The organism is Staphylococcus nepalensis (assembly GCF_014635045.1).
GTDB lineage: Bacteria > Bacillota > Bacilli > Staphylococcales > Staphylococcaceae > Staphylococcus > Staphylococcus nepalensis.
The window spans coordinates 502,239-527,589 of record NZ_BMCF01000001.1 but is presented as its reverse complement, the minus strand read 5'-3'; the positions used below and the strand labels follow the sequence as shown (position 1 = coordinate 527,589).

General features: G+C 32.7%; 22 protein-coding genes. 17 read left to right on the top strand and 5 right to left on the bottom strand.

The genetic code is table 11. The features are described from left to right. Positions 1–129: 129 nt before the first annotated feature. A complete protein-coding gene (locus tag IEU88_RS02485) occupies positions 130–1,272 on the top strand; it encodes a CapA family protein (RefSeq protein ID WP_170006935.1) in 1,143 nt (380 codons plus the stop codon). A 120-nt stretch (positions 1,273–1,392) separates the two neighbouring features. Here IEU88_RS02485 and IEU88_RS02480 read toward each other — a convergent pair whose 3' ends face one another. Then, complete coding sequence (locus tag IEU88_RS02480; protein ID WP_103373524.1) at positions 1,393–2,331, bottom strand: nucleoside hydrolase; 939 nt, start codon at positions 2,329–2,331, stop codon at positions 1,393–1,395. A gap of 201 nt (positions 2,332–2,532) precedes the next feature. Between IEU88_RS02480 and IEU88_RS02475 the strand changes: the two genes are divergently transcribed. The 6 genes from IEU88_RS02475 (at position 2,533) to IEU88_RS02450 (ending at position 10,016) form a co-directional block, all read left to right on the top strand. Continuing rightward, entirely contained in the window at positions 2,533–3,954 is a 1,422-nt protein-coding gene (locus tag IEU88_RS02475) for an MFS transporter (RefSeq protein ID WP_096808269.1), read from the top strand. A 231-nt stretch (positions 3,955–4,185) separates the two neighbouring features. Then, positions 4,186–5,682, top strand: a complete 1,497-nt coding sequence (locus tag IEU88_RS02470; RefSeq protein ID WP_103373091.1) for a DUF6583 family protein — start codon at positions 4,186–4,188, stop codon at positions 5,680–5,682. A 19-nt stretch (positions 5,683–5,701) separates the two neighbouring features. After that, positions 5,702–6,868, top strand: coding sequence for an ABC transporter permease (locus IEU88_RS02465; RefSeq protein WP_103373090.1), 1,167 nt, complete (start codon positions 5,702–5,704; stop codon positions 6,866–6,868). Continuing rightward, the gene (locus IEU88_RS02460; RefSeq protein WP_103373089.1) at positions 6,865–7,788 is read left to right on the top strand and encodes an ABC transporter permease; all 924 of its coding nucleotides are present in this window, start codon (positions 6,865–6,867) and stop codon (positions 7,786–7,788) included. The genes IEU88_RS02465 and IEU88_RS02460 overlap by 4 nt, the downstream gene beginning before the upstream one ends. A gap of 10 nt (positions 7,789–7,798) precedes the next feature. Next, positions 7,799–8,464 carry an ABC transporter ATP-binding protein gene (locus IEU88_RS02455; protein ID WP_096808273.1) on the top strand — a complete coding sequence of 222 codons (666 nt, stop codon included), beginning with the start codon at positions 7,799–7,801 and terminating at the stop codon, positions 8,462–8,464. 214 nt (positions 8,465–8,678) lie between these two features. Beyond that, positions 8,679–10,016: a gluconate:H+ symporter gene (locus IEU88_RS02450; protein WP_103373088.1), complete on the top strand. Its 1,338-nt coding sequence runs from the start codon at positions 8,679–8,681 to the stop codon at positions 10,014–10,016. A 415-nt stretch (positions 10,017–10,431) separates the two neighbouring features. Here IEU88_RS02450 and IEU88_RS02445 read toward each other — a convergent pair whose 3' ends face one another. Next, entirely contained in the window at positions 10,432–11,181 is a 750-nt protein-coding gene (locus IEU88_RS02445) for a DeoR/GlpR family DNA-binding transcription regulator (RefSeq protein ID WP_103373087.1), read from the bottom strand. A gap of 144 nt (positions 11,182–11,325) precedes the next feature. On the opposite strand from IEU88_RS02445, the gene IEU88_RS02440 reads away from it, so the two are divergent. The 9 genes from IEU88_RS02440 to argB all read left to right on the top strand — a co-directional run bounded on the left by IEU88_RS02440 (position 11,326) and on the right by argB (position 21,143). Continuing rightward, positions 11,326–12,081, top strand: a complete 756-nt coding sequence (locus IEU88_RS02440) for an ABC transporter ATP-binding protein (protein ID WP_103373086.1) — start codon at positions 11,326–11,328, stop codon at positions 12,079–12,081. Continuing rightward, positions 12,071–13,690, top strand: a complete 1,620-nt coding sequence (locus IEU88_RS02435; RefSeq protein WP_103373085.1) for an ABC transporter permease subunit — start codon at positions 12,071–12,073, stop codon at positions 13,688–13,690. Before IEU88_RS02440 ends, IEU88_RS02435 begins: the two co-directional genes overlap by 11 nt. Before the next feature lie 5 nt (positions 13,691–13,695). Further along, entirely contained in the window at positions 13,696–14,697 is a 1,002-nt protein-coding gene (locus tag IEU88_RS02430) for an extracellular solute-binding protein (protein ID WP_103373084.1), read from the top strand. Between the two features lie 20 nt (positions 14,698–14,717). Further along, the gene (gene phnW / locus IEU88_RS02425; protein ID WP_103373083.1) at positions 14,718–15,806 is read left to right on the top strand and encodes a 2-aminoethylphosphonate--pyruvate transaminase; all 1,089 of its coding nucleotides are present in this window, start codon (positions 14,718–14,720) and stop codon (positions 15,804–15,806) included. 6 nt (positions 15,807–15,812) lie between these two features. Next, entirely contained in the window at positions 15,813–16,595 is a 783-nt protein-coding gene (gene phnX / locus IEU88_RS02420; protein ID WP_096808279.1) for a phosphonoacetaldehyde hydrolase, read from the top strand. Between the two features lie 248 nt (positions 16,596–16,843). Beyond that, positions 16,844–18,043, top strand: a complete 1,200-nt coding sequence (gene rocD / locus IEU88_RS02415) for an ornithine--oxo-acid transaminase (RefSeq protein WP_103373166.1) — start codon at positions 16,844–16,846, stop codon at positions 18,041–18,043. Between the two features lie 31 nt (positions 18,044–18,074). Further along, positions 18,075–19,106, top strand: coding sequence for an N-acetyl-gamma-glutamyl-phosphate reductase (argC, locus tag IEU88_RS02410; RefSeq protein ID WP_096808280.1), 1,032 nt, complete (start codon positions 18,075–18,077; stop codon positions 19,104–19,106). A gap of 21 nt (positions 19,107–19,127) precedes the next feature. Beyond that, positions 19,128–20,366, top strand: a complete 1,239-nt coding sequence (gene argJ, locus IEU88_RS02405) for a bifunctional glutamate N-acetyltransferase/amino-acid acetyltransferase ArgJ (RefSeq protein ID WP_103373161.1) — start codon at positions 19,128–19,130, stop codon at positions 20,364–20,366. 12 nt (positions 20,367–20,378) lie between these two features. Next, positions 20,379–21,143, top strand: a complete 765-nt coding sequence (gene argB / locus IEU88_RS02400; protein ID WP_103373162.1) for an acetylglutamate kinase — start codon at positions 20,379–20,381, stop codon at positions 21,141–21,143. 102 nt (positions 21,144–21,245) lie between these two features. Here argB and IEU88_RS02395 read toward each other — a convergent pair whose 3' ends face one another. Continuing rightward, a complete protein-coding gene (locus tag IEU88_RS02395; protein WP_096808283.1) occupies positions 21,246–22,478 on the bottom strand; it encodes an ArgE/DapE family deacylase in 1,233 nt (410 codons plus the stop codon). A 512-nt stretch (positions 22,479–22,990) separates the two neighbouring features. Between IEU88_RS02395 and ssuE the strand changes: the two genes are divergently transcribed. Continuing rightward, positions 22,991–23,530 (top strand): NADPH-dependent FMN reductase, encoded by a 540-nt coding sequence (gene ssuE, locus IEU88_RS02390; protein ID WP_096808284.1) that lies wholly within the window; start codon positions 22,991–22,993, stop codon positions 23,528–23,530. Between the two features lie 184 nt (positions 23,531–23,714). On the opposite strand, the gene IEU88_RS02385 is transcribed toward ssuE, so the two are convergent. Both IEU88_RS02385 and IEU88_RS02380 read right to left on the bottom strand, forming a co-directional pair. Continuing rightward, on the bottom strand, positions 23,715–24,374 hold the full coding sequence (locus IEU88_RS02385; protein ID WP_096808285.1) for a toxoflavin lyase-like VOC family protein: 660 nt from the start codon (positions 24,372–24,374) through the stop codon (positions 23,715–23,717). Between the two features lie 118 nt (positions 24,375–24,492). Then, positions 24,493–25,248 carry an IclR family transcriptional regulator gene (locus tag IEU88_RS02380; protein WP_174221764.1) on the bottom strand — a complete coding sequence of 252 codons (756 nt, stop codon included), beginning with the start codon at positions 25,246–25,248 and terminating at the stop codon, positions 24,493–24,495. Positions 25,249–25,351: the final 103 nt, after the last annotated feature.

The window sequence follows — 25,351 nt, the reverse complement described above, 5'->3', positions numbered from 1 at the left end:
ATGAGTTTATACGGAGGTGTTTTTATAGTTGATTAAGTTATAAAAAGTTTATATATGTATTTATAGGTTAAATTGATAGTGAAAAATATAAAATTAAGATTATGTTAAATAGAAAGGATTGTTTTATAAGTGCTGAAATACAAGTTTTTACTTACTTTATTATTTTTACTTTTTATAGTTGGTAGTATATTTTGTGTGCTTAATATAAAGCATTTAAATCACAATATTTCTTTTTATGCAGTAGGGGATAATTTAATTCATCCAGAAGTTTACAATGATGCATTAAAAGCTGATGGAAGCTTTGATTTTAAACCGATGTACCGTCCCATTAAAAGCGACGTTGAATCTGCGGATATTGCTTTTATTAATCAAGAATCTCCGATTGGCGGAGACAGTAAAGGATTATCTGGTTTTAAGCGTTTCAATACACCGGAGGCGATAGCAAGAGATATATCAAACACTGGTTTTGATTTAGTAAATGGGTCTAATAACCATACATTAGACCAAGGTTCAAGTGGTCTTATAAATGAGATTAACCTTTGGGAAAAATTTGAGGACATAGCGTATTTTGGTACGTATGATTCACAAAATAATCGTAATACAATTCAAACGATACATAAAAATAATGTAGATGTTGCTTTATTAAGTTATACATATGGCACGAATGATATCCAACCTAAACAACCGTATTATATTAATTATTTTGATGAAAAACAAATTAAGCAAGATGTGGCTAAAGCTAAAAAACAAAGTGATGTAGTGATTGTTTCGGCACATTGGGGTAACGAAGGTAAACACCAACCTAACCAAATGCAACAAAAATATGCCAAAATATTTGCTGATGCTGGTGTGGATGTAGTGATTGGAACACATCCGCATGTAATTCAACCTGTAAAATGGATAAAGGGTAAAAATAATCATAAAACCTTAGTTGCTTATTCTCTGGGAAATTTTTTGAATGGACAATCAACAGGTGATGAAAATAATATACTCGGTGGTAATATAGCGTTTAATATTAAAAAAACACCTAAAGGCATAGAAATCAATAATGTAAAATGGAAGTCGCTTGTGACTCATTATGAAATGCAGCAGTCATTCTATAAAGATGACAGGCATAATTTTAAAATGTACTCATTAAATCAATATAATGATGCATTAGCACGCAAACACGGTTTAAATCAAAATGATAAGGGAGAGGTAACAACAAAGCGTTTAAAAACAATTACACAAGACAACATTAACGATGCATTTCTAACTGAGCAGAGCTACTAAACAATTACTAAAGTAAGTCATGTTAAAGCCAAATGTATAAATGGTTACATTAGAAATAATTTTAAAATAAACAAGAAGAAACACAGTCAAAGATTGTAAACTGACTGTGTTTCTTCTTGTTTATTTTACTTTTTTAGCTAACTTTGTGATGTAATTAAAGAAATCGTTATGTTCAACATGGTTCACGACAGAAAGTAACCGCCCGTTTTGTTCATCGATATAGGTACGACCTTGACTAGGACCTTCCGTATAAACAGAGGCTTTAACATCATATTGCTTTACAAGGTTTGGTTTACCTACATAAGCGGTAGTCAAAACATCCCATAAAAAATAAGTAGAATTTGTTTGGAAATGTGTGAGAGGTGGAACAGCTGCATAACTTACACCTAAAAAATCTACGCCTGTATAATGACGTTCATTTGCCCACATTTGTCTGATATCCCACGTCATTGGGACCTGATTCGTGCTTTCTAAAGCGACCATATCAATTTTCATTTCTGTATCAAAAACAGTTTTAACTGCTTCAGGATCCCAGAACGCGTTCCATTCAGCTGTACCATCATGTTCTGGTTCTTCAACATTTCCTTTTTCTAAGAATGTGCCACCCATCCAAACAAGACGTTCAATGTTATGGACAATTTTTGGATCCACAGCAATGGCTTTAGCTAAATCAGTAAGTGGGCCAGTAAATAATAATGTTACTTTTTCTTTGCTCATGTTCACTTTTTCTATAATATCTTCGTAAGCTGAATCCGCTAATAGTTGAGATTGTTGAGGTACTTGTTCATTTAAAATAGGTAGGGCATCCATAAAAAAGGCATGCATACGCCAGTCTTTAGGGAATGGGTTCTTACCACGTTCTTTCGAAGCTGCTATGTGAATAGGCGTTTTTGAAAAACGATTCACTATTTTTTGAGAAGCGCTTGTAGCTGGTTCGATATAACTATCGGCACCAATTGCGCTGACACCAATTAAATCGATATCCTCCATATGTATTAATAAGAAAAGCGAAATTAAATCATCTACGCCACCATCATGATTGAAATAAACCTTCTTCATAATATTTAGTCCTCCAATTTTGATTATTTAAAATGATTATACCAAATAAGTATCAAATACATATCTTTGTTTATCAACGCATAGATTATTAAATTGATTAAATATATAAAATGAAATTTTAAATATACATCATTCAAGTGTTTATAAATTAATGTATAGGTTATTTTATATTTATGAAAGTAAATAAGGGGTGTTATTTTTGTGAAGTTTAAAAAAGAAAAAGTGAATCATATAGATTCAGGTCAAGCTAAAAAAGGGGTTGTAGCTACGGGGATTGGTAATGCAATCGAATGGTTTGATTTTGGTCTATACGCGCAATTAGCAGTGATTATAAGTGCAAATTTCTTTGGTAATCTACCACAAGAAATGCAGATTGTTTCAACATTTGCTGTATTTGCGTTTGCATTTATTGTAAGACCTATCGGTGGCATATTTTTTAGTCACTTAGGAGATAAATATGGTCGGAAAATTGTTTTATCGACAACTATTTTATTAATGGCAGCTTCAACATTGATGCTTGGTTTATTACCGACCCAAGAACAAATTGGTATTTGGGCGCCTATATTATTGTTAGTTGTACGAATGATTCAATCATTTTCAACAGGTGGGGAATACGCAGGCGCAATGACGTATATTGCTGAGACTTCGCCAGATAAAACACGTGGCAAATTAGGCAGTGGACTTGAGGTAGGTACACTTGCTGGAAATATTTTAGCCGCCATATTAGCAGGTACGATGTATAGCTTGTTGAACGATCAACAAATGGCTGAATGGGGTTGGAGAATTCCATTTATCATTGCAGCGCCATTAGGTATTGTGGGTATTATCCTTCGTTCATCACTTGATGAAAGTCCTGCATATGAGTCTACGTTAGAAGAACAAGAAGAATTAGAATATTCATATTTAGATATATTTAAATATTATTGGAAAGATGTAGTGGTTTGCTTTACAGGTGTGGCTTTCTTAAATGTAGCTAATTATATGGTGTTATCTTATATGCCATCTTTCTTAAATGCAACGATTAATTTAGGTGGAACGATGGGCTCTATACTCAGTACGATTACGATGTTACTTATGATACCAGCTGTTTTTTTCTTCGGTTGGTACAGTGATAAAATTGGTAATAAGCGTACCATTATATTTGGTTTAGTTGGATTTAGTTTATTCTCCGTACTCGCGTTTTGGTTAATGAGTATACCGATGTTGCCGTTCGTGGTGATTGGGTTATTTATCATTGCACTATTTATGTCAACATTTGAAGGCGTTATGCCTTCAGTATTACCGAGTATGTTCCATACTAAAGTGAGATTACGTACGTTGTCTCTTGTTTATAATATCGGCGCTGCTATTTTTGGCGGTTTAACGCCATTTATACTTTCTACATTGGTAGAAACGACCGGACAACAAATTGCACCATCGTATTATTTAATGTTCATTAATGTAGTTGGACTTATTATTTTCTTAACTATGTTTAAATCCACATCAAATAAATCTCTAAGAGGATCATATCCAAACGTTGAAACACAAGAAGATTTTGAAGACGTCATTCAAAACCCAAAGGACGCATTATGGTGGGAGCAAGAAGTTAAGCATGAATATCAAGGACCAACATACAACGATTAGAAAATATATCATATAAATGAATGAGGCTGAGACATTGTTATGTCCAGCCTCATATTTTTATGTAAGGCGCACAATTTATTTAATGTAATAGTATATTGAAGTAAGTGAATATGACTATAAATTAAAATTTAAGTTAGTTTAAAAAATAAAAGAAAAATCAAATAAATAATTTATTATTAAGTCATTTGTGGTATTATAAAAACAATAAAACTTAAGGGGAGGCTGAAGGGTATGTCTAAGTCAGTAAAGATAATTATTGTAGTCGTTATTGGGGTATTATTAATTGCAGGTATAGGGGGCGCTGCTTTTTACTATTTTGCCAAAAACACACCTAAGAACACATATTTATTAAGTGAAAAAGAAACAGCGAATCAATTTCAAACATACGCAAAGGATCGTTTTGAAAATGAGTTCGAATTTCAAGATAAAATGAAAGATGAGTCATATTTAATTGATTTAAAAGCAAATGCAGATGTGCCAAAACGTTTATTGGAGTCATCAGGTATTCCTCGATCCGTTGCAGATGCTTCTGAATTAGGATTAACAGTGGGACATGATCCTAAAAAAGAAAAATCAGTTTTAGCGTTAAATCCAACGATTGCAGACAATGAAATTGGGAAGTTTCAATGGGCCGCAGATAAAGATAACCAATATTATGCATCGCCGTTATTTGATAATGTGTATAAAGCAAAAAATGATGAGCTCATTGATGTTTATGAAAAAATAACAGGTGATACACCAAGTGCTACAAATCGTGATAGCGTCATCACAAATGATACATTAAATTTGAATTCATTATTATCAGGCACACAAATTTCGCAAGAAGATATTGATGAACTGAGTAGTAAATATACAGATATTATTATAGATAAATTAGATGATGATCATTTTGAAAAAGAAAAAAAGACAATTGATGTAAATGGTGACGATACAGATGTTAATAAAGTGACATTAAACATCAATCGTAGTGAGACAAAATCCATTCTGAAATCAGTTTTAGAAAAAGCTAAGAAAGATAAAGACATTAAAAAAATTGCAGAAGATCAATTCAAAGTTGAAGATTATGAAGATAGTGTGGATGATGCGTTACAAGAAGTAAAAGATACGGATAAAGATGATTTCCCGAGTATTAAATCAGTAATTTGGGAAGAAGACAATCAAATTCTTAAACGTGAACTCACAGCTAAAGATAATAATAACCAAGAAGTGAAATTAGAAGGTGAGAGTCAAATTGATGATGATAAGTTAGTTGTAGATTATAAGGTTATTGCAGATGATACTGAATTGTCATTAAAAGGTAAATCTACAAAAGACGAGGATAAATATAAAGATAGTTATACTGTGGGCACTGACGAAAGTTATAAGAAATCAGAAATTAAATTAACAAATAACGAAACTCAAGATGGAGATAAACGCACAGATAAAGGCAAGGTTGTTGTTGATGCGAATTACCAAACGACTGAATTTGAATATAACAATCAGTTAGAAACTGATGTGAAGAATAATACACAAAAACAAGATTTTAAACTTACTACAGATATCGAATATGAACCAGTAACATTTAATATTAAAGGTGAAACAAAGCTTAAAGATGATATTAAATTTGACCAATCAGATGCTGAAGATTTAAATAGTATGTCTGATAGTGATTTTGAAAAGTTACAGAAAGAAATTTCGAAAAACGCAGAGGATATCGTTAAAGATTTAGCTAAAGACTTTGAAAAATAATTGAGAAGGGAGTGGTTAAATGAAAACATTACAATTGTTTCGCATTTACCACTCTTTTTTATTGAAAAAATGGCATTTACTACTATATATATTGCTTATTCTTATAGGGTTGCTTGCCACTTTGTTAGTGGTTCAGCAATTTAATCAAGGTGACGAAAAATTTAGAATTGGCGTTGTTGATAGAGATCAATCTCCTGAAACACAACTTATCCTTCAGTCACTGGGTGATGGCGCTAACTTTGGAAAAGATATTAGTATTAAAAAATATAATAAAAAGGAAGCCCAAAAAAAATTAGAAGCTAAAAATTTAGAAGGTTATTATATTTTTGAAAAGGGCATGACGCATGCTTTTTATAAAAATGGAAGTTTACCTATTTCAGTATATACATATGATAAACAGTCAACCCAAAGCCTGGTTATCAATCAGTTAACGGACTCAGTATATCACAGGTTAATGTTATCGATGGGCGGAGGGTTAACATATACAACATTGGCAACACATAAAGATAAAGAAGCTACATTAATGATGTTGACAGACTTGTTATTTACAGGATTAAATCGTACTGGTGCCTTTGATTATGAGCCAATCCATGTATATGATAGTGCAAGTTATTACGTAGTAACTACTTACTTAGCTTCCATTTATATTTTAGCTTTGTCGCTGTTCACAATTTTAAAAATGAATCAAACGACTGCATTGAGATCAAGATTGTGCATGTATCATTTTTCTTTTGAAAAATTAACGTTAATACGAAGCTTATTTACGCTATTTTATACAAGCTTATGGGCAGTTGTCGGCGTTTTATGGGTGCTTAAAGTATTACCTAATCAATTTGAGAGTTATAATTGGTTAACCATTATAATTCAGCTGATCTATTATGTATTAATGATTATCATTTGGTTAACTATTATTGATTTGATTGCTTTTAAATGGATGAACTATGTATTAAAAAGTATATTGAGCATATTAATCCTTGTACTATCTGGTCTTACGATACCAACGATTTATTTTAAACATTCAATATTGGGAATATTTGATTCCTCGCCATTGAGTTTTGTGACGAACCAAATGCTAGAAATTGTGTTGAATAATTATATTTTGGATATGTCAATCACCTTTTATGGCAGTATACTTTTATCTATCCTCATCTTAATATGGATAGTTGTTGGGAGGTATCGTTTATGATTCAACCCTATTTTTTCATAGTTGTAAAAAAACAATGGAAACAGCATTTAATGTTTTTATGCGTCTTATTGTTCACTTTATTATCGATTTGGAGTGTATACAAAGTATTGAATAAATCGCTTCAAATTCCAGTGGCAATACAAGATATGGATCAATCATCGGTTTCTAAAGCATTAGTCCAAAATATTACACGCAATGAATTTATTACAACAATTAAAGTGCCAACTGATGAAACATACTTAGATGAATATATAGATAGAAAAGAAGCAACCGTCAGTTTGAAAATTCCTGAAAATTTTAGCCAGCGGCTACAAGAAAATAATCTAAAAGAAACTATTATATTATATGGAAGAGATGATTTTATTGGTAACATTACATTAGAAATCATAAGTAGGTCACTATACGAACAACAAATTCCGAATATCATCAAAAGTCATCTAGAGTATAAAGGTGATGACGTTACTTTAAATAAAGTAAATAATACATTGAATAAAAAGACACCTCAATCTCAAATCGCACATTATTTTGTAAAAGACCATTCAGAAACTTCTATTTCATTAAGTATTATTTTTGCGATCGTGTTGTGTGTTAGTAGTATACAAATTGTGTTACATCAGAGGTTAAAACAAAATGGTCCGCTCATCCGATTGTTTATATACCAATACAGTCAATTGAAATTGTATGCTACATATATTATTACACATACAGTTTTATTATTAGCGGTACTAGTCATAAGCGCTATATTGTTTAACCAATCGTTATCATGGGGATTTTATTCGAAATCATTTTTAATTATTTTGCTATTTGAAGCGGGGGTTACTTACTTATTATTCAAAGTAAACACATTGAGTCATAGATTATTTTTGACGTTGATATATGGACTTGTCATAAGTTTCATTTATATCGTCATACAGATTTAGGAGGGATGGGATGATAACATTAAAAGGTGTGCAGAAGAAATATCGTAATAAAACCATTTTCCAGTCTCTTAATATGACATTTGAAGATAAACAGTTAACTGTCTTATTAGGTGAAAATGGCGCTGGTAAATCAACGCTATTGAACATTATTTCAGGACTAGAACAATCCGACCAAGGTGAAATTACCTACTTTGGCCAAAAGTTATCTAAAAAACAATTGCAAGAGAATATAGGATATGTACCTCAAGCTATTGCATTATTTGAACATATGACAGTCAATGAAAATATTAACTGTTTCAAAGCATTATGTAAACGATCGATATCTGACGATTTAATTATGAAATATATAAAACAATTAAATTTAAAAGATTTACATGTTACAGTTTCAAATTTATCTGGGGGCACTCAACGTAAAGTAAATGTACTGATTGGTTTGTTAAGCCAACCTCAAATCCTCATCTTAGATGAACCTACTGTAGGTATAGATTTAAAATCTAGGTATGATATTCATCGCTTGTTAAACCAAATGAAGCATGAGTGCTTGATTATATTGACCACGCATCATTTAGACGAGGTAGAAGCATTGGCAGATTGTATTAAAGTTATAGGTTCTGATCCTTTCTACAAAGACGTATTACAAGATAAACAATGGCGATATGAAAGCTATGAACAATAAATATCCATATTTAAGTGAAAAGTATATTGGTTATTGCAGATGGATATCCTTTCTAAAAGTGAGATTTTAACTTTGAAAGAGGTCAATACGTCAATAACGATATACTTTTTACTTACCATAAAATAACAACGTTGTTATTTTGAAGAAAAAAAGATATAATATATACCTATGAATTCGTTTTCATTTTTGAAAAAGTATGTTTGGAGGATTTAAGTTGTCATTTTTGAGTGAAAATTTACCGTTAATATCGCTTGTGTTAGGTGTAGCTTTATTATTATTTTTAAATATAAAATTAAAAATCAATAGTATTTTCTCTTTGATTTTTGCAGCAATTGCTGTGGGTTTAATCAATGGTATGAAACCCATGGCTATATTAGACACAATAAAAGAAGGGCTAGGGTCAACACTCGGCAGCCTTGCGCTTATTATTGGTTTTGGCGCGATTTTAGGAAAACTAATGGTCGATTCAGGCGCGGCCCAACGCATAGCTTCTACATTGATAGATAAATTTGGTTCTAAACATGTACATTGGGCACTTATTATTATAGGTGCTGTTTTTGGTATTTCTGTGTTTTATGAAGTAGCATTTATGATTTTGGCACCTTTAGTTATAAGTATTGCCGTAGAAGCTAAGATGCCATTTATGAAATTAGCGATTACTATGGTAGCCGCTACTACTTTATCTCATAGCCTGTTTCCACCACAAGCAGGGCCGACTGCACTTGTAGATGCGTACCAAGCTGATATGGGTATGGTCTATATTTTAGGGATGATTGTTTTTATACCAGGTGTAATGATTGCAGGTATACTCTTACCAAAAATCATGAAAAAATTGGACTACCCCGTACCGTCTTTGTTGAAAAAAAGTAAGGAATTTAGTGAAGAAGAAATGCCTAACTTCGGTTTGAGTTTGTTAATACCATTAATTCCTGCTATTTTAATTTCAATTTCAACAATATTGAATATGTTTGTAACTGAAGATACTTTGTTACACGAAATTGTATCATTTATTGGGAGCGCAGAAATTAGCCTTATTATAGCCATTATTGCATCTGTCATTGTCTTTGGGTTAAGAAAAGGCAAAAAGATGGATGAAATGATGAAGTCATTTGAAAATGGATTAAAAGGTGTAGCAACAATCATATTTATTGTAGGTGCCGGTGGTGCTTTCAAAGAAATCATTTTAAAAGCAAATGTCGGTGACTATATTGCAGGTATTATGCAAAATACGACTATATCACCGCTTATTATGGCTTGGTTAATTACAGCGTTAATACGTATTGCGACAGGGCAAGGTGTTGTTTCAGCAATAACTGCAGCAGGCATTGTTGGCCCTCTGATTCCTACCTTTAATGTAAACCCAGTACTAATGGTTTTAGCAACTGCTGCCGGTAGTAATACTATCACGCATGTAAATGATGCTTCATTCTGGTTGTTTAAAGAATACTTTAATATATCGATCAAAGATACCTTTAAAACATGGGGGCTTTTATTGTTAACAACCTCTGTTGTAGGTTTGATCGTTGTATTGATTCTGGATTTATTTATATAAAAATGATGTTGAAAAATAGAGGGACAATGTACTAGATCCTCCTATGATAACGGCGATAAACGATGCTAACGCAAATAGGTTTGCATGCTTTTCGTAGGCATACATGTGTAAGAGGATGAGACATAGATAATGTTTCATCCTTAAATATTGGCAGTAGATGACTGAAATGATAATACGCTTATATCAAGCTTTTAAAGTGGTATTTTTTAATTGATTAAGTTGATGGCGCTCACGCAAACGTTTTATCTTTTCCATGCTTTTTTCTAGCCATCATTGCCGGGGCGGGCAGAAATCATTTTATAAAAATATGATTTTTGTTCCGCTCCTTTCTTTTATTTTATAAAGATAGGCCATACTGTGTCTTATGAAGATAGAATTAACTATTTGGAACTAAGTGCACCACATTGGAGTAAGTTTAAAGTACCGTAACTTTATCTTTAAAATGATTTAATTTAGCTGTTTCAATAAGACCATCGCTAATAAAATAATCTAAAGTAGCTATGTCACAAATTTTTACTGTAACGATTTTATCTATTTTTGAACTATCTGCAGTTAAATAAGTATGTTTGGAAATATCTAAAATTTTTCTACGCGTTTCAACTTCTTCTAAATTATAATCGGTAACCCCTTTGTGTAGGGATACCCCGCTGCAACAAATGAACGATTTATCGATATTTAATTGGTCAAAATTAAATAAAAAATCAAAACTGGTGATAGAATGTTCAGACTGTCGCACTTTCCCTCCGATACTTATAATTGTATGACCTTGATTTAATGCTTGTAACATAACAGGTATTGAGTTTGTAATAATTGTTAAGTTTTTCAGTTTATAAAGGTGTTTAGCGATTTGTAAAGTGGTAGACCCGCTATCTAAGAATATACAATCTCCCTCCGATATTTCTGCAATTGCTTTTAAAGCAATTGTATTTTTTTTATTTATATTTAAGTCTAAACGTTGTTCAATAATAGATTCACCATTGGACGACTGTTTAAGACGAATGCCGCCATACTCTTTCGTGATTAAGTCATCTTTGACTAATTGTTGAATATCTCTTCTTAATGTTTCCATAGAAATTTGTAATGCATCTTTAAGTGATTTTAATTTTAAAAATTCATCTTTTTCAAGCTTTTCAAGGATTTTTTTTCTTCTTTCTGTAGGTAACAACAAGATTCCCCTCCTTATATAATTGAAAATTAGTAAATAGTTTGTAATAATATGGTCAAAAGTTAATCATTTTTTACAATTAATTAATACTGAATCAATAAACATATTCTATACTTTTAGTATAACAAATAGGAGGTGTTAGCTGTGCTGCAATTGCGAAATATTAGCAAAAGCTATAACGATAATAACGTACTTAGAGATATTAACCTATCTATTGAAAAAGGAGAAATAGTTAGTTTATTGGGACCCAGTGGGTGTGGAAAGACGACGTTGTTAAATGTGATTCTAGGGTTAACAGAGGTGACACAAGGCCAAATTCTATACAATAATAGAGAGATACAACGTAAACCAATGCAAAAACGAAACTTCAATATTGTCTTTCAAGATTTTTGTTTATTTCCTCATTTGAGTGCCTATGAAAATATAGTCTATGGTTTAAAAAATATAAAAAAGCGTATTCATGATAAAAGGGTAACCGATTTAATTGAACTATTAGCGCTAAGGCCTCATTTAAATAAGAAAGTTCATGAATTGTCTGGTGGTCAAAAGCAACGTGTATCCATTGCACGTACGATTGTAATGGAGCCTGAAATCTTATTGATGGATGAGCCTTTAAGTGCACTAGATAGCGTGATAAAAGAATCCATTAAAGATATGATCCAAAGGATTTCTAAGACACTCTCTCTTACTACTATTATTGTTACACATGACCCAGAAGAGGCATTAACAATGGCAGATAAAGTAGTCGTGATTGAGAACGGGGAAGTTGCACAATTTGGTACACCAAATGATATTCTTAATCATCCTAAGAGCGAATTTGTTGAAAGATTTATATTAAAACAATTGAAAATTAAAAGAGATCATATATATCGTTTATTTGGTGATCGCCATGGCGCATAAGTTATGGTCACAACGCATTACCTTTAGTTTAATTTTACTTTTTTTCATTGTATTTTTATTTTTACCCATCATTTATTTATTAGGACGTTCATTTTTTTTAGAAGGCCAATTGACACTGTATCATTACAAAAACATTTTCACTAATCTCGAAATAGTCGATGCACTTTTTAATAGTCTGAAGATATCTTCAAGTGCAGCTATCGTTACTACGATGATTGCATTCTTTATGTCTTACGCCATCCATATGACACATTCACCAAAATGGATACAGTCATATATTAAGCGTATGACGTTAATGCCAATGCTTGTCCCTACAATTACATATGGTTTTATTTTAATGTATTTATTTGGAGATGAAGGCATTTTAGCAAATATATTGGGTGAACTTCCGTTTACAATTTATGGCAAAAATGGTTTGTTCATTGGCTATATCATTTATACGTTGCCTGCTGCCTATCTTATCATTTCTAATGCTTTTAATTATGTTGATCATCGCTTTTATTACATTTCATCACTGATGAAAGATGGCAAGATAAGAAGGTTTTACCATACGCTATTAAGACCATTACTAGTACCAATTGGTAATGCTTTTGTTTTATCATTTATTTTAAGTTTCACTGATTTTGGCATACCCGCTTCAATTGGAGCAAATTATAGTGTGATATCAACGACACTTTATCAAATGATATTAGGATCTATTCCCAAATTTGCTGAAGGTGCTGTGATTGCAATGCTTATGCTTATACCTGCAATGCTAGGATTTATATTTCTAACAGCAATTGAAAGATGGAATGTCCAACAACAAGCTATAAATCATACCAGTTTACCTCAAAGAAAATGGCATGATAGGGGAATTAATTTATTTGCCGTTTTAATTGCAACCATTATTTTATTGATTTTCTTAGTTATGTTTGTCGTTCCTTTTACTGAAGACTATCCATATCAATTAGCGTTTACGTTGAAACATATTATAAATGTGATCAAGGATGAAATTTTATTAGATGTTTATATACAATCTCTATTTGTAGCGGTAGCAACTGCATTTTTGGGCAGCATCATTAGTTTCACGGGTGCATTAATCACTGTGAGAACAAAAGTAAAAGGTAGGCAGATGTTAAATATGATTTCTCTAATCACTAACACTGTGCCAGGTATGATATTAGGACTTTCTTATTTATTGTTTTTTCAAAATAGCTCAATTAAAGGCACGTTATTGATTGTAGTTTTTAGTATTATTGTTCATTACTATACAACCCCCTATGTGATGGCGAAAAGTGCGTTAGAAAAGTTAAATCATTCGTGGGACATAACGAGTACACTTTTACAAGATCAATGGCATGAGACGATATTTAAAATCATTTTACCGAATATGAAAATAACAATCGTTGAAATAATGAATTATTACTTTATCAATGCAATGGTTACGATTAGTGGTGTTATATTTTTAGTTTCCACTTCAACCCAACTCGTATCGACTGAAATAAATCAGTTACAACATTTTAATCGCTTTACGGATATATTTATTTTGTCGATTTTAATTTTCCTTACCAATGTATGTATACGAAGTATAAGTAGCGGTTGGCTACATTATCTAGAAAAGAAAGGATGAGCCTAATGAAAAGTAAGTGGAAAATCATTGTGCTTGGTCTAATCACTGTCATTATCCTATATTTTTCCTTTTTTGGACTTGGTTCATCTACAGATAAAGTAGTCATTTCAACGAATGCAGACGAAGAGGCTATTACTGTCATGGAAAAAGCTTTAGACCGTAATGGTTTTAAAGGAGAATATATCGTCCAACCGCAATCGACTGCTGAATTAGGTGGGAAAATGATGGCGGAAGGAAAAAATATAGAAGCAGATATTATTACGCAAGCAACCTATTATTTGGAAAGTGCACAGAGAGAAAATAACATGTTTACTGATGTTGAAGGTACAAATAAAAAGACAACAGATACTTACCCAGATTATATTACACCACTGTTAGGTAATATGGGTTCTTTATTTGTTAATACAGAGGTTATCAAGGAAAAAGGATTAGAAACACCGGAATCTATCCATTCATTAACAAATACGCAATATAAAAATCAAGTAGCAATGCCGAACGTCATTGACTCTTCCACAGGATGGTTGGTGATACAAAGTATCTTAAATGAATATGGCAATAAAGAGGGGCAGAAGATACTAACACAACTCTTGAACAATGTCGGTCCTCATTTAGAAAGTTCAGGGTCTGGGCCGCTTAAAAAAGTTGAATCTGGAGAGGCAGCTATCGGTGTAGGGTTACGTTCACAAGCTATTGATGCCGAGAAAAAAGGCAAACCCATTCGTTATATTGATCCGACAGAAGGTAACTTTTCGTTAGTAGAAGGTGCAGCAGTTGTTAATAAAGGAGGTGAAAAGCAACAGAAAGCTGAGAAAATGATTCGTGTTATACAAAAATACGGGCGTAAAGATTTATTAGAACAATACCCAGTGCCTCTTTATAAAGGGGAGAAAGTCGAAAAACAGCAACAACCTACTTACCCCAAAAAGTGGAATGGTAGATTAACGATAGATTTATTAGGGGAACATCAAGAAATATTCCAAGAAGCTAAAAAGGAAGCGCAAAACTAACAATGTATAGGAGTGATTAAATGGAACAATTAAAATTATTAACGCCAGGACCTTTGACAACGAGTGATACAGTGAAACGTGAAATGCTAATAGACCGTTGCACATGGGATGATGACTATAAAAATTTAACACAAAGTATTCAACAACGCTTATTAGATATTGCAAAAGTAGACGCTCAAAATTATACATCTATTTTACAACAAGGGAGTGGAAGTTTTGTCGTAGAAAGTATTATTCAAACGGCGTTGTCCCCAACAGATCATATACTGATTATAAGTAATGGTGCGTATGGGAAGAGAATGATAGAAATGGCATATGCTACAGGAAAGAACGTAACTGAGTTAAACCTACCATACAATGAGGCGCCTTCCGTTGGAAAAGTCAAACAGCTTTTAGAAAAAGATGCAACACTAACGCATATTGCTGTGGTGCATTGCGAAACTACGACAGGTATTTTGAACCCTATAGAAGCAATTTGTGAGCTGGCACGAAAGTTTGATAAGAAAATAATTATAGATGCTATGAGTAGTTTTGGCGGTATCCCAATTGAGGTTGAGGAGTTAGACATAGATTTTTTAGTTAGTAGTGCAAATAAATGCATACAAGGTGTGCCTGGCTTTGGATTTGTTATTGCTAAAAGACAAAGTTTAGAACAAACGAAAGGAAATGCAAGAAGTGTATCTCTTGATTTATATGAACAGTGGTCTGTAATGAAAGACAGTGGTAAATGGCGTTATACATCTCCAACACATGTAGTGGCAGCATTTTATCAAGCAATTATAGAATTAGAAAATGAAGGCGGCGTTCATGTTCGTAATGAAAGATATGCTTCTAATAATCAATTCGTTATTCAATCTATGAAACGTTTGGGGTTTGAACCGTATATAGACAATCAATATCAATCACCAATCATTACTACTTTTTTATACCCAAATCAAAATTTTGATTTTGATTGCTTTTATGAATATATGAAAAAACATCATTTTGTATTATATCCTGGGAAATTAATGGAAACGCCTTCCTTTAGGATTGGAAACATTGGAGATTTACATCGTCAAGATTTTGAAAATATGATTCAGCATATAGAAAATTATAAATTAAAGGAGTAAATATTTATGACTAAAATAAAAGGTATTATTATGGATTGGGCGGGGACGACGATAGATTTTGGGTGTTTTGCGCCAGTAAATGTATTTGTTGATATTTTTAAAAAAGCGGGAATTGAGGTTACGATTGAAGAAGCTAGAGAGCCCATGGGAATGTTAAAGCGTGACCATATCAAAGCGATGACTGAAATGCCACGTATTCATCAAGCTTGGAGAGATGAATTTGATAATGTGCCGACAGAAAAAGATATCGACCAATTATATGCTCATTTTGAAAATGCGTTGATGAAGCAACTTAAATCGTTTACGCATCTTATACCAGACGTGAATGATACTATAAGTGCACTGCAAGCAGAAGGTTACCTTATTGGTTCTACTACAGGGTATACTAAAGAAATGATGGAAGTCGTTGCTCCTGAAGCTAAACGTAAAGGATATGCACCTCATAATATAGTTACAGCAGAACAAGTAGATGGTTATGGTAGACCATATCCATACATGATTTTCAAAAATATTCAACAACTTAAATTATCCTCTGTTAAAGAAGTGATTAAATTAGGTGATACGGCTTCTGATATTAAAGAAGCTATCAACGCAGGGGTGACAGCTGTAGGTGTTATTAAAGGGAGTTCCGTTGTTGGATTGAATGAACAACAATGGAATGATTTAACAGAACATGAACGAAACACCTATATTGAAGAAGCAACGCATATATTTAAGCAAAATAATGCAGACTATATAATAAAAGATATCACACAATTACCACAATTATTAAAACAACTTAATGCTTGATCATGTTAATTAAAATAAAAACACAATTTCATACCTTCTATATATGCAAATTGTATACAATTAGTTACTTGTATCTATTGAAAAATCAGAAAATTTCAATAGATACATTTTTTATTGTATTAACAGTTTTTAAAGCATATTACATAAGATTTTTTTGAAATAAACCTTTGACTTATTACATATAAAAGTGTATTATTTATGAATATTAATTCAAAAATAAGAATAATAATAAGAGGTTGGTGGATTTAGTGAATAATCTATTTGATTTAACAGACCATTACAGTTCGAATAACTATAGCCCTTTGAAATTAGCATTAGCTAAAGGTAAAGGCGCTCAAGTTTGGGATGTGGAAGGCAAGCGTTATATTGATTGCATAGCTGGATTTTCAGTGGTTAATCAAGGACATTGTCATCCTAAAATTATTGAAGCTTTCCAAGCGCAAAGTGAACAGATTACAATGGTGTCTCGTGCATTATATAGTGACAACTTAGGTCAATGGGAAGAAAAAATTTGTAAGTTAGCTAATAAAGACAAAGTGTTACCTATGAACACTGGTACTGAAGCAGTTGAAACAGCAATTAAGATCGCGCGTAAATGGGGTTCGGATGTTAAAGGTATTAAAGAAAATGAAAGTGAAATCATTGCTATGAATGGTAACTTTCATGGTCGTACATTAGGTGCTTTATCTCTGTCTGCACAAGATAGTTATAAAGATGGATTTGGCCCATTATTAGGTAATGTGAATTATATAGACTTTGGAGATATTGAATATTTAAAAACATTGATTAATGATCATACCTCCGCTATTATTTTAGAACCCATACAAGGTGAGGGTGGCGTCAATATACCACCAGACTATTTTATACAGGAAGTCCGTAATTTATGTGATCAACATAATATTTTATTAGTTGCAGATGAAATTCAGGTTGGCCTGGGCAGAACTGGCAAAATGTTTGCTATGGAATGGGAAGGCGTAGAACCAGATATTTATTTATTAGGTAAATCATTGGGTGGCGGACTTTATCCTATTTCAGCAATACTAGCAAATGAAGCTGTTATGAACGTATTAACGCCAGGCACACACGGTTCTACATTTGGGGGAAACCCACTTGCATGCGCTGTTTCGATGGCTGCATTAGATGTGTTGATTGATGAAAATTTAATTGAACGTTCAGCTAAATTAGGGCAATTATTGCTTAATCAATTACAGCTTATCGATAGCCCAATTATTTATGATGTCAGGGGGAGAGGATTGTTTATTGGTATTGAATTGACAGAACAAGCACAACCCTATTGTTTAGAAATGATTGAAAAAGGTGTGCTATGCAAAGAAACACAAGGCAATATTATTAGAATTGCACCGCCTTTAGTAATTAATGAAGCGGAAATCAATAAAGTGATTGAAGTAATTAGTGAAGTACTTGAAAAGAATAAAATAACATCTTAAAAATTCCGAATTTTCAGAAAGGAAGAGTGAAATGATAGAAATTGGGATAGTTGGAGGAAGCGGTTATGGTGCGGTTGAACTGATTCGATTATTACAGCATCATCCAAATGTAACGATTAAATATGTATTTTCACATTCTAAAAACGATGAACCGATAAGTGAGACGTTCCCTCATTTAAGTCATTTAATATTAAATTATACTGCATTAGATGAAAAGGGTGTGTCTTGTGATGTTGTGTTTTTTGCTACACCATCCAATGTAAGTAAACATTTAGCACCAGATTTAGTGGATAAAGGTGTTAAAGTGATTGATTTATCGGGAGATTTTAGGCTATCAAATCGACATATGTATAAAACATTTTACGGAGAGGAAGCCGCTCCGCAACAGCAACTAGATGCAGCCAGTTATAGTATTGCAGAATGGAGCGAAGTGGATTGGCAACATACAAAGCTAATAGCTAATCCGGGTTGTTTCCCTACTTCAATTTTATTAGCTTTGCATCCGCTCGTTGTTCAAGAAGTTATTGATACTGAGTCGATTATTATTGATTCGAAAACAGGCGTTTCAGGTGCAGGGCGTTCATTAGCACAACATGTACATTATGCTGAGATGAATGAAAATTTCAGCGCATATGCTATAGGAAAACATAAACATAAACCTGAAATTGAACAATATATCTCAACGTTATCAGGGAAAGATATCAATGTTACATTCACACCACATCTTGTGCCGATGACGCGTGGTATTCTCTCAACGATTTATGTAAAGTTAAATGAGTACACAACGACAGAGGAACTACAAGCTATTTATAAACAATATTATGATGACAAACCATTTGTGAGGGTTAGGGATATAGGCATATATCCTAAGACAAAAGAAGTTTATGGTAGTAATTTCTGCGATATTGGCATATATGTAGATGAAATAAATCAAATGGCTATTATTGTTTCCGTTATTGATAATTTAGTTAAAGGCGCAAGCGGTCAAGCAATTCAGAATTTAAATCTACTTTATGGATTGGATGAAACAACTGGTTTGAACCAACTCCCAGTTTATCCTTAATAAAATGAAAGGAGAGATGAGATGAAAGAGATTGAAACGATAGATATGCTTAATCAACTTAATATAGATTTACAAGGGGATGTAGGCACGCCATTAGGATTTATTGCTGGTGGGCTTCACGTAGGGTTAAGAAGAAAGAAAAGAGATTTTGGATGGATTTATTCTACGACAGAAGCTTCGGCTGCAGGTGTTTATACACTTAACCGTTTTAAAGCGGCACCACTTATAGTGACTGAAGAAACCATATATATGAATCAATCATTACAAGCGATTGTGGTTAACTCAGCTAATGCAAATTCATGTACTGGAGCAAGAGGTTTGCAAGATGCGAAAGATACTCAAGCATGGGCAGCTGAACAATTAAATATAGAACCATATAAAATTGGTGTTGCCTCTACAGGCGTTATTGGCTCGTTTTTACCTATGGAAAAAATTCAATACGGAACTCAGCATATTTTAAACGAAAAATATAATCAGAGCCAATTTTTCAACCAATCTATTTTAACGACTGATACAACAACCAAACACTTATCAGTACAAGTTGAAATTGATGGTAAGACGGTCACGATAGGCGGAACTGCAAAAGGTTCAGGTATGGTGCATCCTAATATGGCAACAATGCTTGGTTTTATCACCACAGATGCGAACGTCGACGCACGTACTTTAGATAACTGTTTAAAACAAGCAACAGATCAATCGTTTAATATGATTACAGTTGATGGAGATACAAGCACTAATGATATGGTACTTTGCATGGCGAACGGCCAAGTTGATCATCAGTCATTAGATGAAAATCATCCTGAATGGCATAAATTTATATATGCCTTCAATTTTGTAAGTCAATATCTTGCCAAATCGATTGCCAAAGACGGCGAAGGGGCTACGAAATTGGTAACAGCTAAAGTCATAGGCGCATATCATGATAAAGAGGTGAAAAAGATTGCTAAAAGTATTGTATCTTCTAATTTAGTGAAAACAGCAATTCATGGAGAAGATGCAAACTTTGGTAGAATTGTCACGGCTATAGGATATGCTTCCAAACATGTAGAACCAAGCGAGACAAATGTTTCTTTATGTCAATTACCAGTGTTAGAGCATGGTATGCATTTACCATTCGATGAGCAGTTGTTAAAAGCGCGTTTAACAGAAGATAATATTGTCATAGAAGTTTCTGTTGGAGATGGCGATGGTGAAGCAGCAGCTTATGGTTGCGATTTATCATATGAATATGTACGTATCAATGCATCGTACAGAACGTAAGGGGTGTATCAAATGAGTTATATTATTATAAAAATAGGTGGCAGCACTCTAACAAATTTACATGAATCTACAATTGAGGATATTGTTCAATTAAAAAAACAAGGTTATAAGCCATTAATTGTTCATGGTGGTGGGCCTTTCATCAACCAGTCATTAAAATTACAAGGCGTAACATCGGAATTTAAAGATGGTTTAAGAGTGACTACTGAGGACGTACTTTCAGTAACAAGTCAAACTTTAATAGGCCAAGTCAACCCGAGTTTAGTTAATAAAATTAATCGATTTGATATTAAAAGCATTGGCATAAATGGTATGGATGCTCAATTATTCGATATTGTGCCATTAGATCCCCAATATGGTTTTGTTGGTGAACCTGCTAATATAGATGTTTCTGTTATAGAGTCATTAACTGATTCTTTTGTTCCAGTCATTGCTTCTATAGGCGTGCTTAAACAAACAGGCCAAATATATAATATTAATGCTGATACACTTGCATATAAACTTGCGCAAGCGTTAAATGCACCTATTTATTTATTGAGCGATATTCCAGGCGTTTTAATTAATGAAAAAGTCCAAGCTTCTCTAAACGCGGAAAGCATTGAAGCATATATTGAACAAAAATTAATATACGGAGGCATGATTCCCAAAGTACAAGATGCGATTCAAGCAATTGAAATGGGATGTCAAAAAGTTGTCATCGCTGCTGGGAGTGAGTCACATATCATTCAAAAGTTACAAAATGGCCATAATGTTGGCACAACAATACAAAATAAATAATTTATATGTAAGACAATATAAAAAGGAAGCGGGACAACAAAACCTATTAAAAATAGATTTCTATCTCGCTTCCTTTTTATAATGTGTATATTTTATTAAAGATTAATGATTATGAGCATAATTTGTTAAAAGCTCAATATAAAAATCAATAAATTTTAAATATTTTTCTTTTTCTACACATTCATCAATTTGGTGTGGTTTAACACCAGGACCAAATACTAAGAATGGGAAAGATTCACCTTTACCTTTGAGCAAGTTTGATGCATCAGTCACGCCACCAATAGGGGAAGCAATGAAATCTTTATCAAAGGCAGTTTTAGCTATAGTTTGTGCCGTATTAATTAAACTATTGTCGCCTGTGGTGAGGACTGGGTCTAAATCTAAGTATAAGTTGCTTGCTAAATGTGCACCCTTATTATTATATTTCTCTATTGTATTTGAAAACAATGCTTTGACTTGTTCATTATCATATTCAGGGATTGTACGAATATTAAAATCTGCATCTGCTTCTTCTGGTACAGAGTTGACTTGAACACCGCCATTGATTAATGTGTTACTAATGACTAAACCTTGGAGCGCCGATTCAACTTCTTCAAGCGCCATTGTGGCAGGTAATGAAGGTTTTATTCTTTCTATGAATTGTGTGAAATTTAACGCTTTACCTTGGACTTCCTTTGAGATTCTAGCGTAAGCATCATCAATATCTTGAATAAATTCAATTAATGGTTTAATCGCGTTTGTCCCTAAAATAGGCATAGAGCTGTGGGCTGATTTACCATATGAAGTGATGCGATAATCCATAGAACCTTTGTGGGCGTATACCATCATATCTTGGCAAGGTTCAGCAATGATTAACGCCTCAACATCATCCATATAACCTTTTTCATATAAACTTTGAGAGCCAAGTTGTTCCATTTCTTCACCAGTTGTCGCTAAAAACTTAATGCGACCCTGCTTAAGTGACCCAGATTGTTTCATATCAATTAGTGCAATGGCTAACGCAGCGAGTCCAGATTTCATATCAGCTGCGCCTCTGCCATATAAAAAGCCATTATCTTCAGTAAGTGTGAATGGATCGTATGTCCATTGAGAACGGTTACCTTCAGAAACCACGTCCATGTGACCGGATATACCAATTACTGGGTTACCTTCGCCTATTTCAGCAATAAGGTTAGCACGTCGCTCATCTACTTTATCTATAGTCGATTCAATACCATACTCTGAAAATAATTTTTGAAGATAGTTACAAACCTCGATTTCATTATCATTTACCGTATTCATTGCTACAATATCTGATAAAATTTGTACTTTTTCTTTTTCTGAAAATGTACACATTACATATCACTCCTTTGCATTACTAAATAAAGTATACATCTATAAAAAATGTTTTTTAAAGTAAAACGGTTTTTTAAAAAAGAATATAATAAATTTATTTGTATTGAAAAGAGAATAAAATATAGTCGCATTGCTTGTATACAGCGTTTTTGCAATAGTAATGAATGGATTGTGTAGATTAGAATAGCGGTGCGATTATTTCCATGGGAATAACATCGTAATAGTTATCATGGTGATTTATAATGTGAATAGTTTAACTACAATAGGCAAAATAGATTATAAATTGAAAATTAGAGTCATTTACTATGATTAAAACCATTTTTGATGATACGCTATAAGAAGCGGAATTATGTTTCGACGATTTGGTTTTTCATATATTGACTGAAGCATGAAACATGCTTGGAATAGTGATATGGATAAAGCTTTTGAATTTAAATGTTATTTTATAATGATTATAAATTGAGCTGTCAGCTATTTATATGAAAAATGTATTTAGAAAGGGGAATATCATATTGGCAAAAGTAGCAATTATTGCTGGAGGCAATAAAGTAAAATCACGACTTACAGGTGTCATAGATTACGCAGAAAAGTATTTGGATGATGAAGGTATTGATACAGATATTATTCATGTCCATCAGTTAGACGCAGAAGCGTTAATTACTGCAGATTTTTCCGATGAATCAATTAATCAGACACATAAAATAATTGAAGATGCTGATGGCATCATTATTGTATCACCAGTATTTAAAGCAGCTTATTCTGGCATAGTCAAAACATATTTAGATTTATTACCACGTGGCGCGTTTACTGGTAAAACAGTGTTGCCATTAGCTTTAGGCGGTACGTTTGCGCATGTATTAGCAATTCAATACAGTCTTGATCCGGTTATTAAAGAACTAGGTGCGGATACGATTCATAAAGGCAGATTTATATTAGATAAGCATATCACGCAAAATGATGATGGTAGTTATAATTATGACCAAGAAGCAAGAGATGGTTTAAATAAAACTTTAAAGAAATTTGTCAGTGACAAGTCGCAAGTTAAAGAATAGATTGCTTAAGAAGTTGAGAAATGAAACAGTAGCTATATGATTGACATTGGGCTTGTCTTACGTAGACAGACCCAGTTAATGTGTACTGTTATATCAGCTTTTTTAAACATATAATCATTAAAAAGTGGGAGAAAAATATCAATTTAAGATTTTTGATATCTTTCTCCCACTTGTTTTGGCTGTTTTATAAAGTAATTAAATGCCATTGATCTTGTTGATCCATTGATAATTCAAACTCTGACGTTTGTATCGTAATTGGATAGGATTCAGACATTTTTTCGGAAAATAACCATTTATTATTTTCTGGAGTAAGTAAAATAAAGCTATCATCACGGGTGTCTCCAATGAAATTCAAATCTTCTGCTATAAATGGCTGATTTTCATATGTATTTAAATAATACTTTGATAATGCTTCGAACACTTCATTTGCTTCATTACAAACGAATCCAATCTCACTAATCCTTGAGAATTCAGGCTCATCTGTAATATTAGAGATTCTTGCTATCAGTTCAACAACATTGCCCGATGGATCGTGAAAATAAAACGAATGTGCAATGAAAGACTCAAAATAAGTGGCATGTGCACCATCTTCCATCAACAAGAATAAAATATTTTGGTAATGTTGTTTCATATCATAAAAATGGTTGTAAGGAATATCAATTGCAAAGTGGTAGAAGGGTTGGACGTCTTCGTCAGATTGTTGGAAATACAAATGTGTCTCCCCAATTTCAACCACAAAAGTCTCCTCATTAATCATACGAACGGGACATTCTAAAGTTTCTTCATAAAATTGGAATGTCTCTGCTAATTCTGAAGTGAATAATTTAATGCTTTCAATTTTCATAAACGAATCCCACCCAATCCTCATGTTTACATATCAATATAAGAAATAATTTACTTGTACTTTATCAAAATAATAATCAATATGATAATAATAAGAAGTTTATTTGAAATAATGCCCTTTAAGTTACAATAAATCCTAAATGCTTTGAAATGGATTGAGCAGTGGCTTTTAATTGTGATATAAGAAAATCTTTTTTATAAATTTGAGCAGTAGGAAAAGATAAACTGATAGCACCTTGAACTTCATTTCTAAAGTTTACAAAATATGTACCAATACAAAAAATCCCTGTTTCATTTTCTTCTTTATCTTCCGCGTAACCTTGTTGGCGAATCATTTTTATTTCGCTCATTAAATCCTCTACATTAGTAATCGTATTTTCGGTATGTGCTTTAATTTGTGTTGCATCCCACACCTTGTGAATCGCTTCGTCACTATAAGTAGATAAAATGGCTTTTCCAACAGCTGTACAATACATAGGCGAACGCAACCCTATCTTAGAAGACATTGTTTGTTGTGCCCCATCAGGTATAAATTTCTCAATATATAAAACTTCATTTTTATCTTCTAATACTAAATGGCACGTTTCTTTAACGTCTATAGCAAGCTTACTTATTAAACTTTTAGCAATATTTAAGTGATCAATATTTTGTATGCTAGCATATCCTAATTGGAATAATTTAAAGGTCAGTTCATATTGATGTGTTAAGTTATCTTTTTTTACATAATTGTTCTCAATTAAAGCTTGCACTAAACGGTGTATCGTTGTTTTAGATAGGCCGCTTAATGATACGAGTTGGTTTAATGATACTGGGCTATATTTTGAAATCAATTCTAATAGATTTAAAGCACGATCAAGTGATTGCACATTTGACATAATTTACCTCCTTAAAATAACAACGTTTTCAATATTGAATTGACAACGTTTTCATAATCCCTTTATAATGTTAGTTGATTCCTTTATATGATATACCATTTCA

Coding starts and splice junctions, on each gene's coding strand:
- IEU88_RS02465 (WP_103373090.1), top strand. CDS start 5,702: ATGAAAACATTACAATTGTTTCGCATTTACCACTCTTTTTTATTGAAA.
- argJ (WP_103373161.1), top strand. CDS start 19,128: ATGAAAGAGATTGAAACGATAGATATGCTTAATCAACTTAATATAGAT.
- IEU88_RS02455 (WP_096808273.1), top strand. CDS start 7,799: ATGATAACATTAAAAGGTGTGCAGAAGAAATATCGTAATAAAACCATT.
- IEU88_RS02385 (WP_096808285.1), bottom strand. CDS start 24,374: ATGAAAATTGAAAGCATTAAATTATTCACTTCAGAATTAGCAGAGACA.
- argB (WP_103373162.1), top strand. CDS start 20,379: ATGAGTTATATTATTATAAAAATAGGTGGCAGCACTCTAACAAATTTA.
- IEU88_RS02460 (WP_103373089.1), top strand. CDS start 6,865: ATGATTCAACCCTATTTTTTCATAGTTGTAAAAAAACAATGGAAACAG.
- IEU88_RS02380 (WP_174221764.1), bottom strand. CDS start 25,248: ATGTCAAATGTGCAATCACTTGATCGTGCTTTAAATCTATTAGAATTG.
- argC (WP_096808280.1), top strand. CDS start 18,075: ATGATAGAAATTGGGATAGTTGGAGGAAGCGGTTATGGTGCGGTTGAA.
- IEU88_RS02435 (WP_103373085.1), top strand. CDS start 12,071: ATGGCGCATAAGTTATGGTCACAACGCATTACCTTTAGTTTAATTTTA.
- IEU88_RS02470 (WP_103373091.1), top strand. CDS start 4,186: ATGTCTAAGTCAGTAAAGATAATTATTGTAGTCGTTATTGGGGTATTA.
- IEU88_RS02430 (WP_103373084.1), top strand. CDS start 13,696: ATGAAAAGTAAGTGGAAAATCATTGTGCTTGGTCTAATCACTGTCATT.
- IEU88_RS02480 (WP_103373524.1), bottom strand. CDS start 2,331: ATGAAGAAGGTTTATTTCAATCATGATGGTGGCGTAGATGATTTAATT.
- phnW (WP_103373083.1), top strand. CDS start 14,718: ATGGAACAATTAAAATTATTAACGCCAGGACCTTTGACAACGAGTGAT.
- phnX (WP_096808279.1), top strand. CDS start 15,813: ATGACTAAAATAAAAGGTATTATTATGGATTGGGCGGGGACGACGATA.
- IEU88_RS02395 (WP_096808283.1), bottom strand. CDS start 22,478: ATGTGTACATTTTCAGAAAAAGAAAAAGTACAAATTTTATCAGATATT.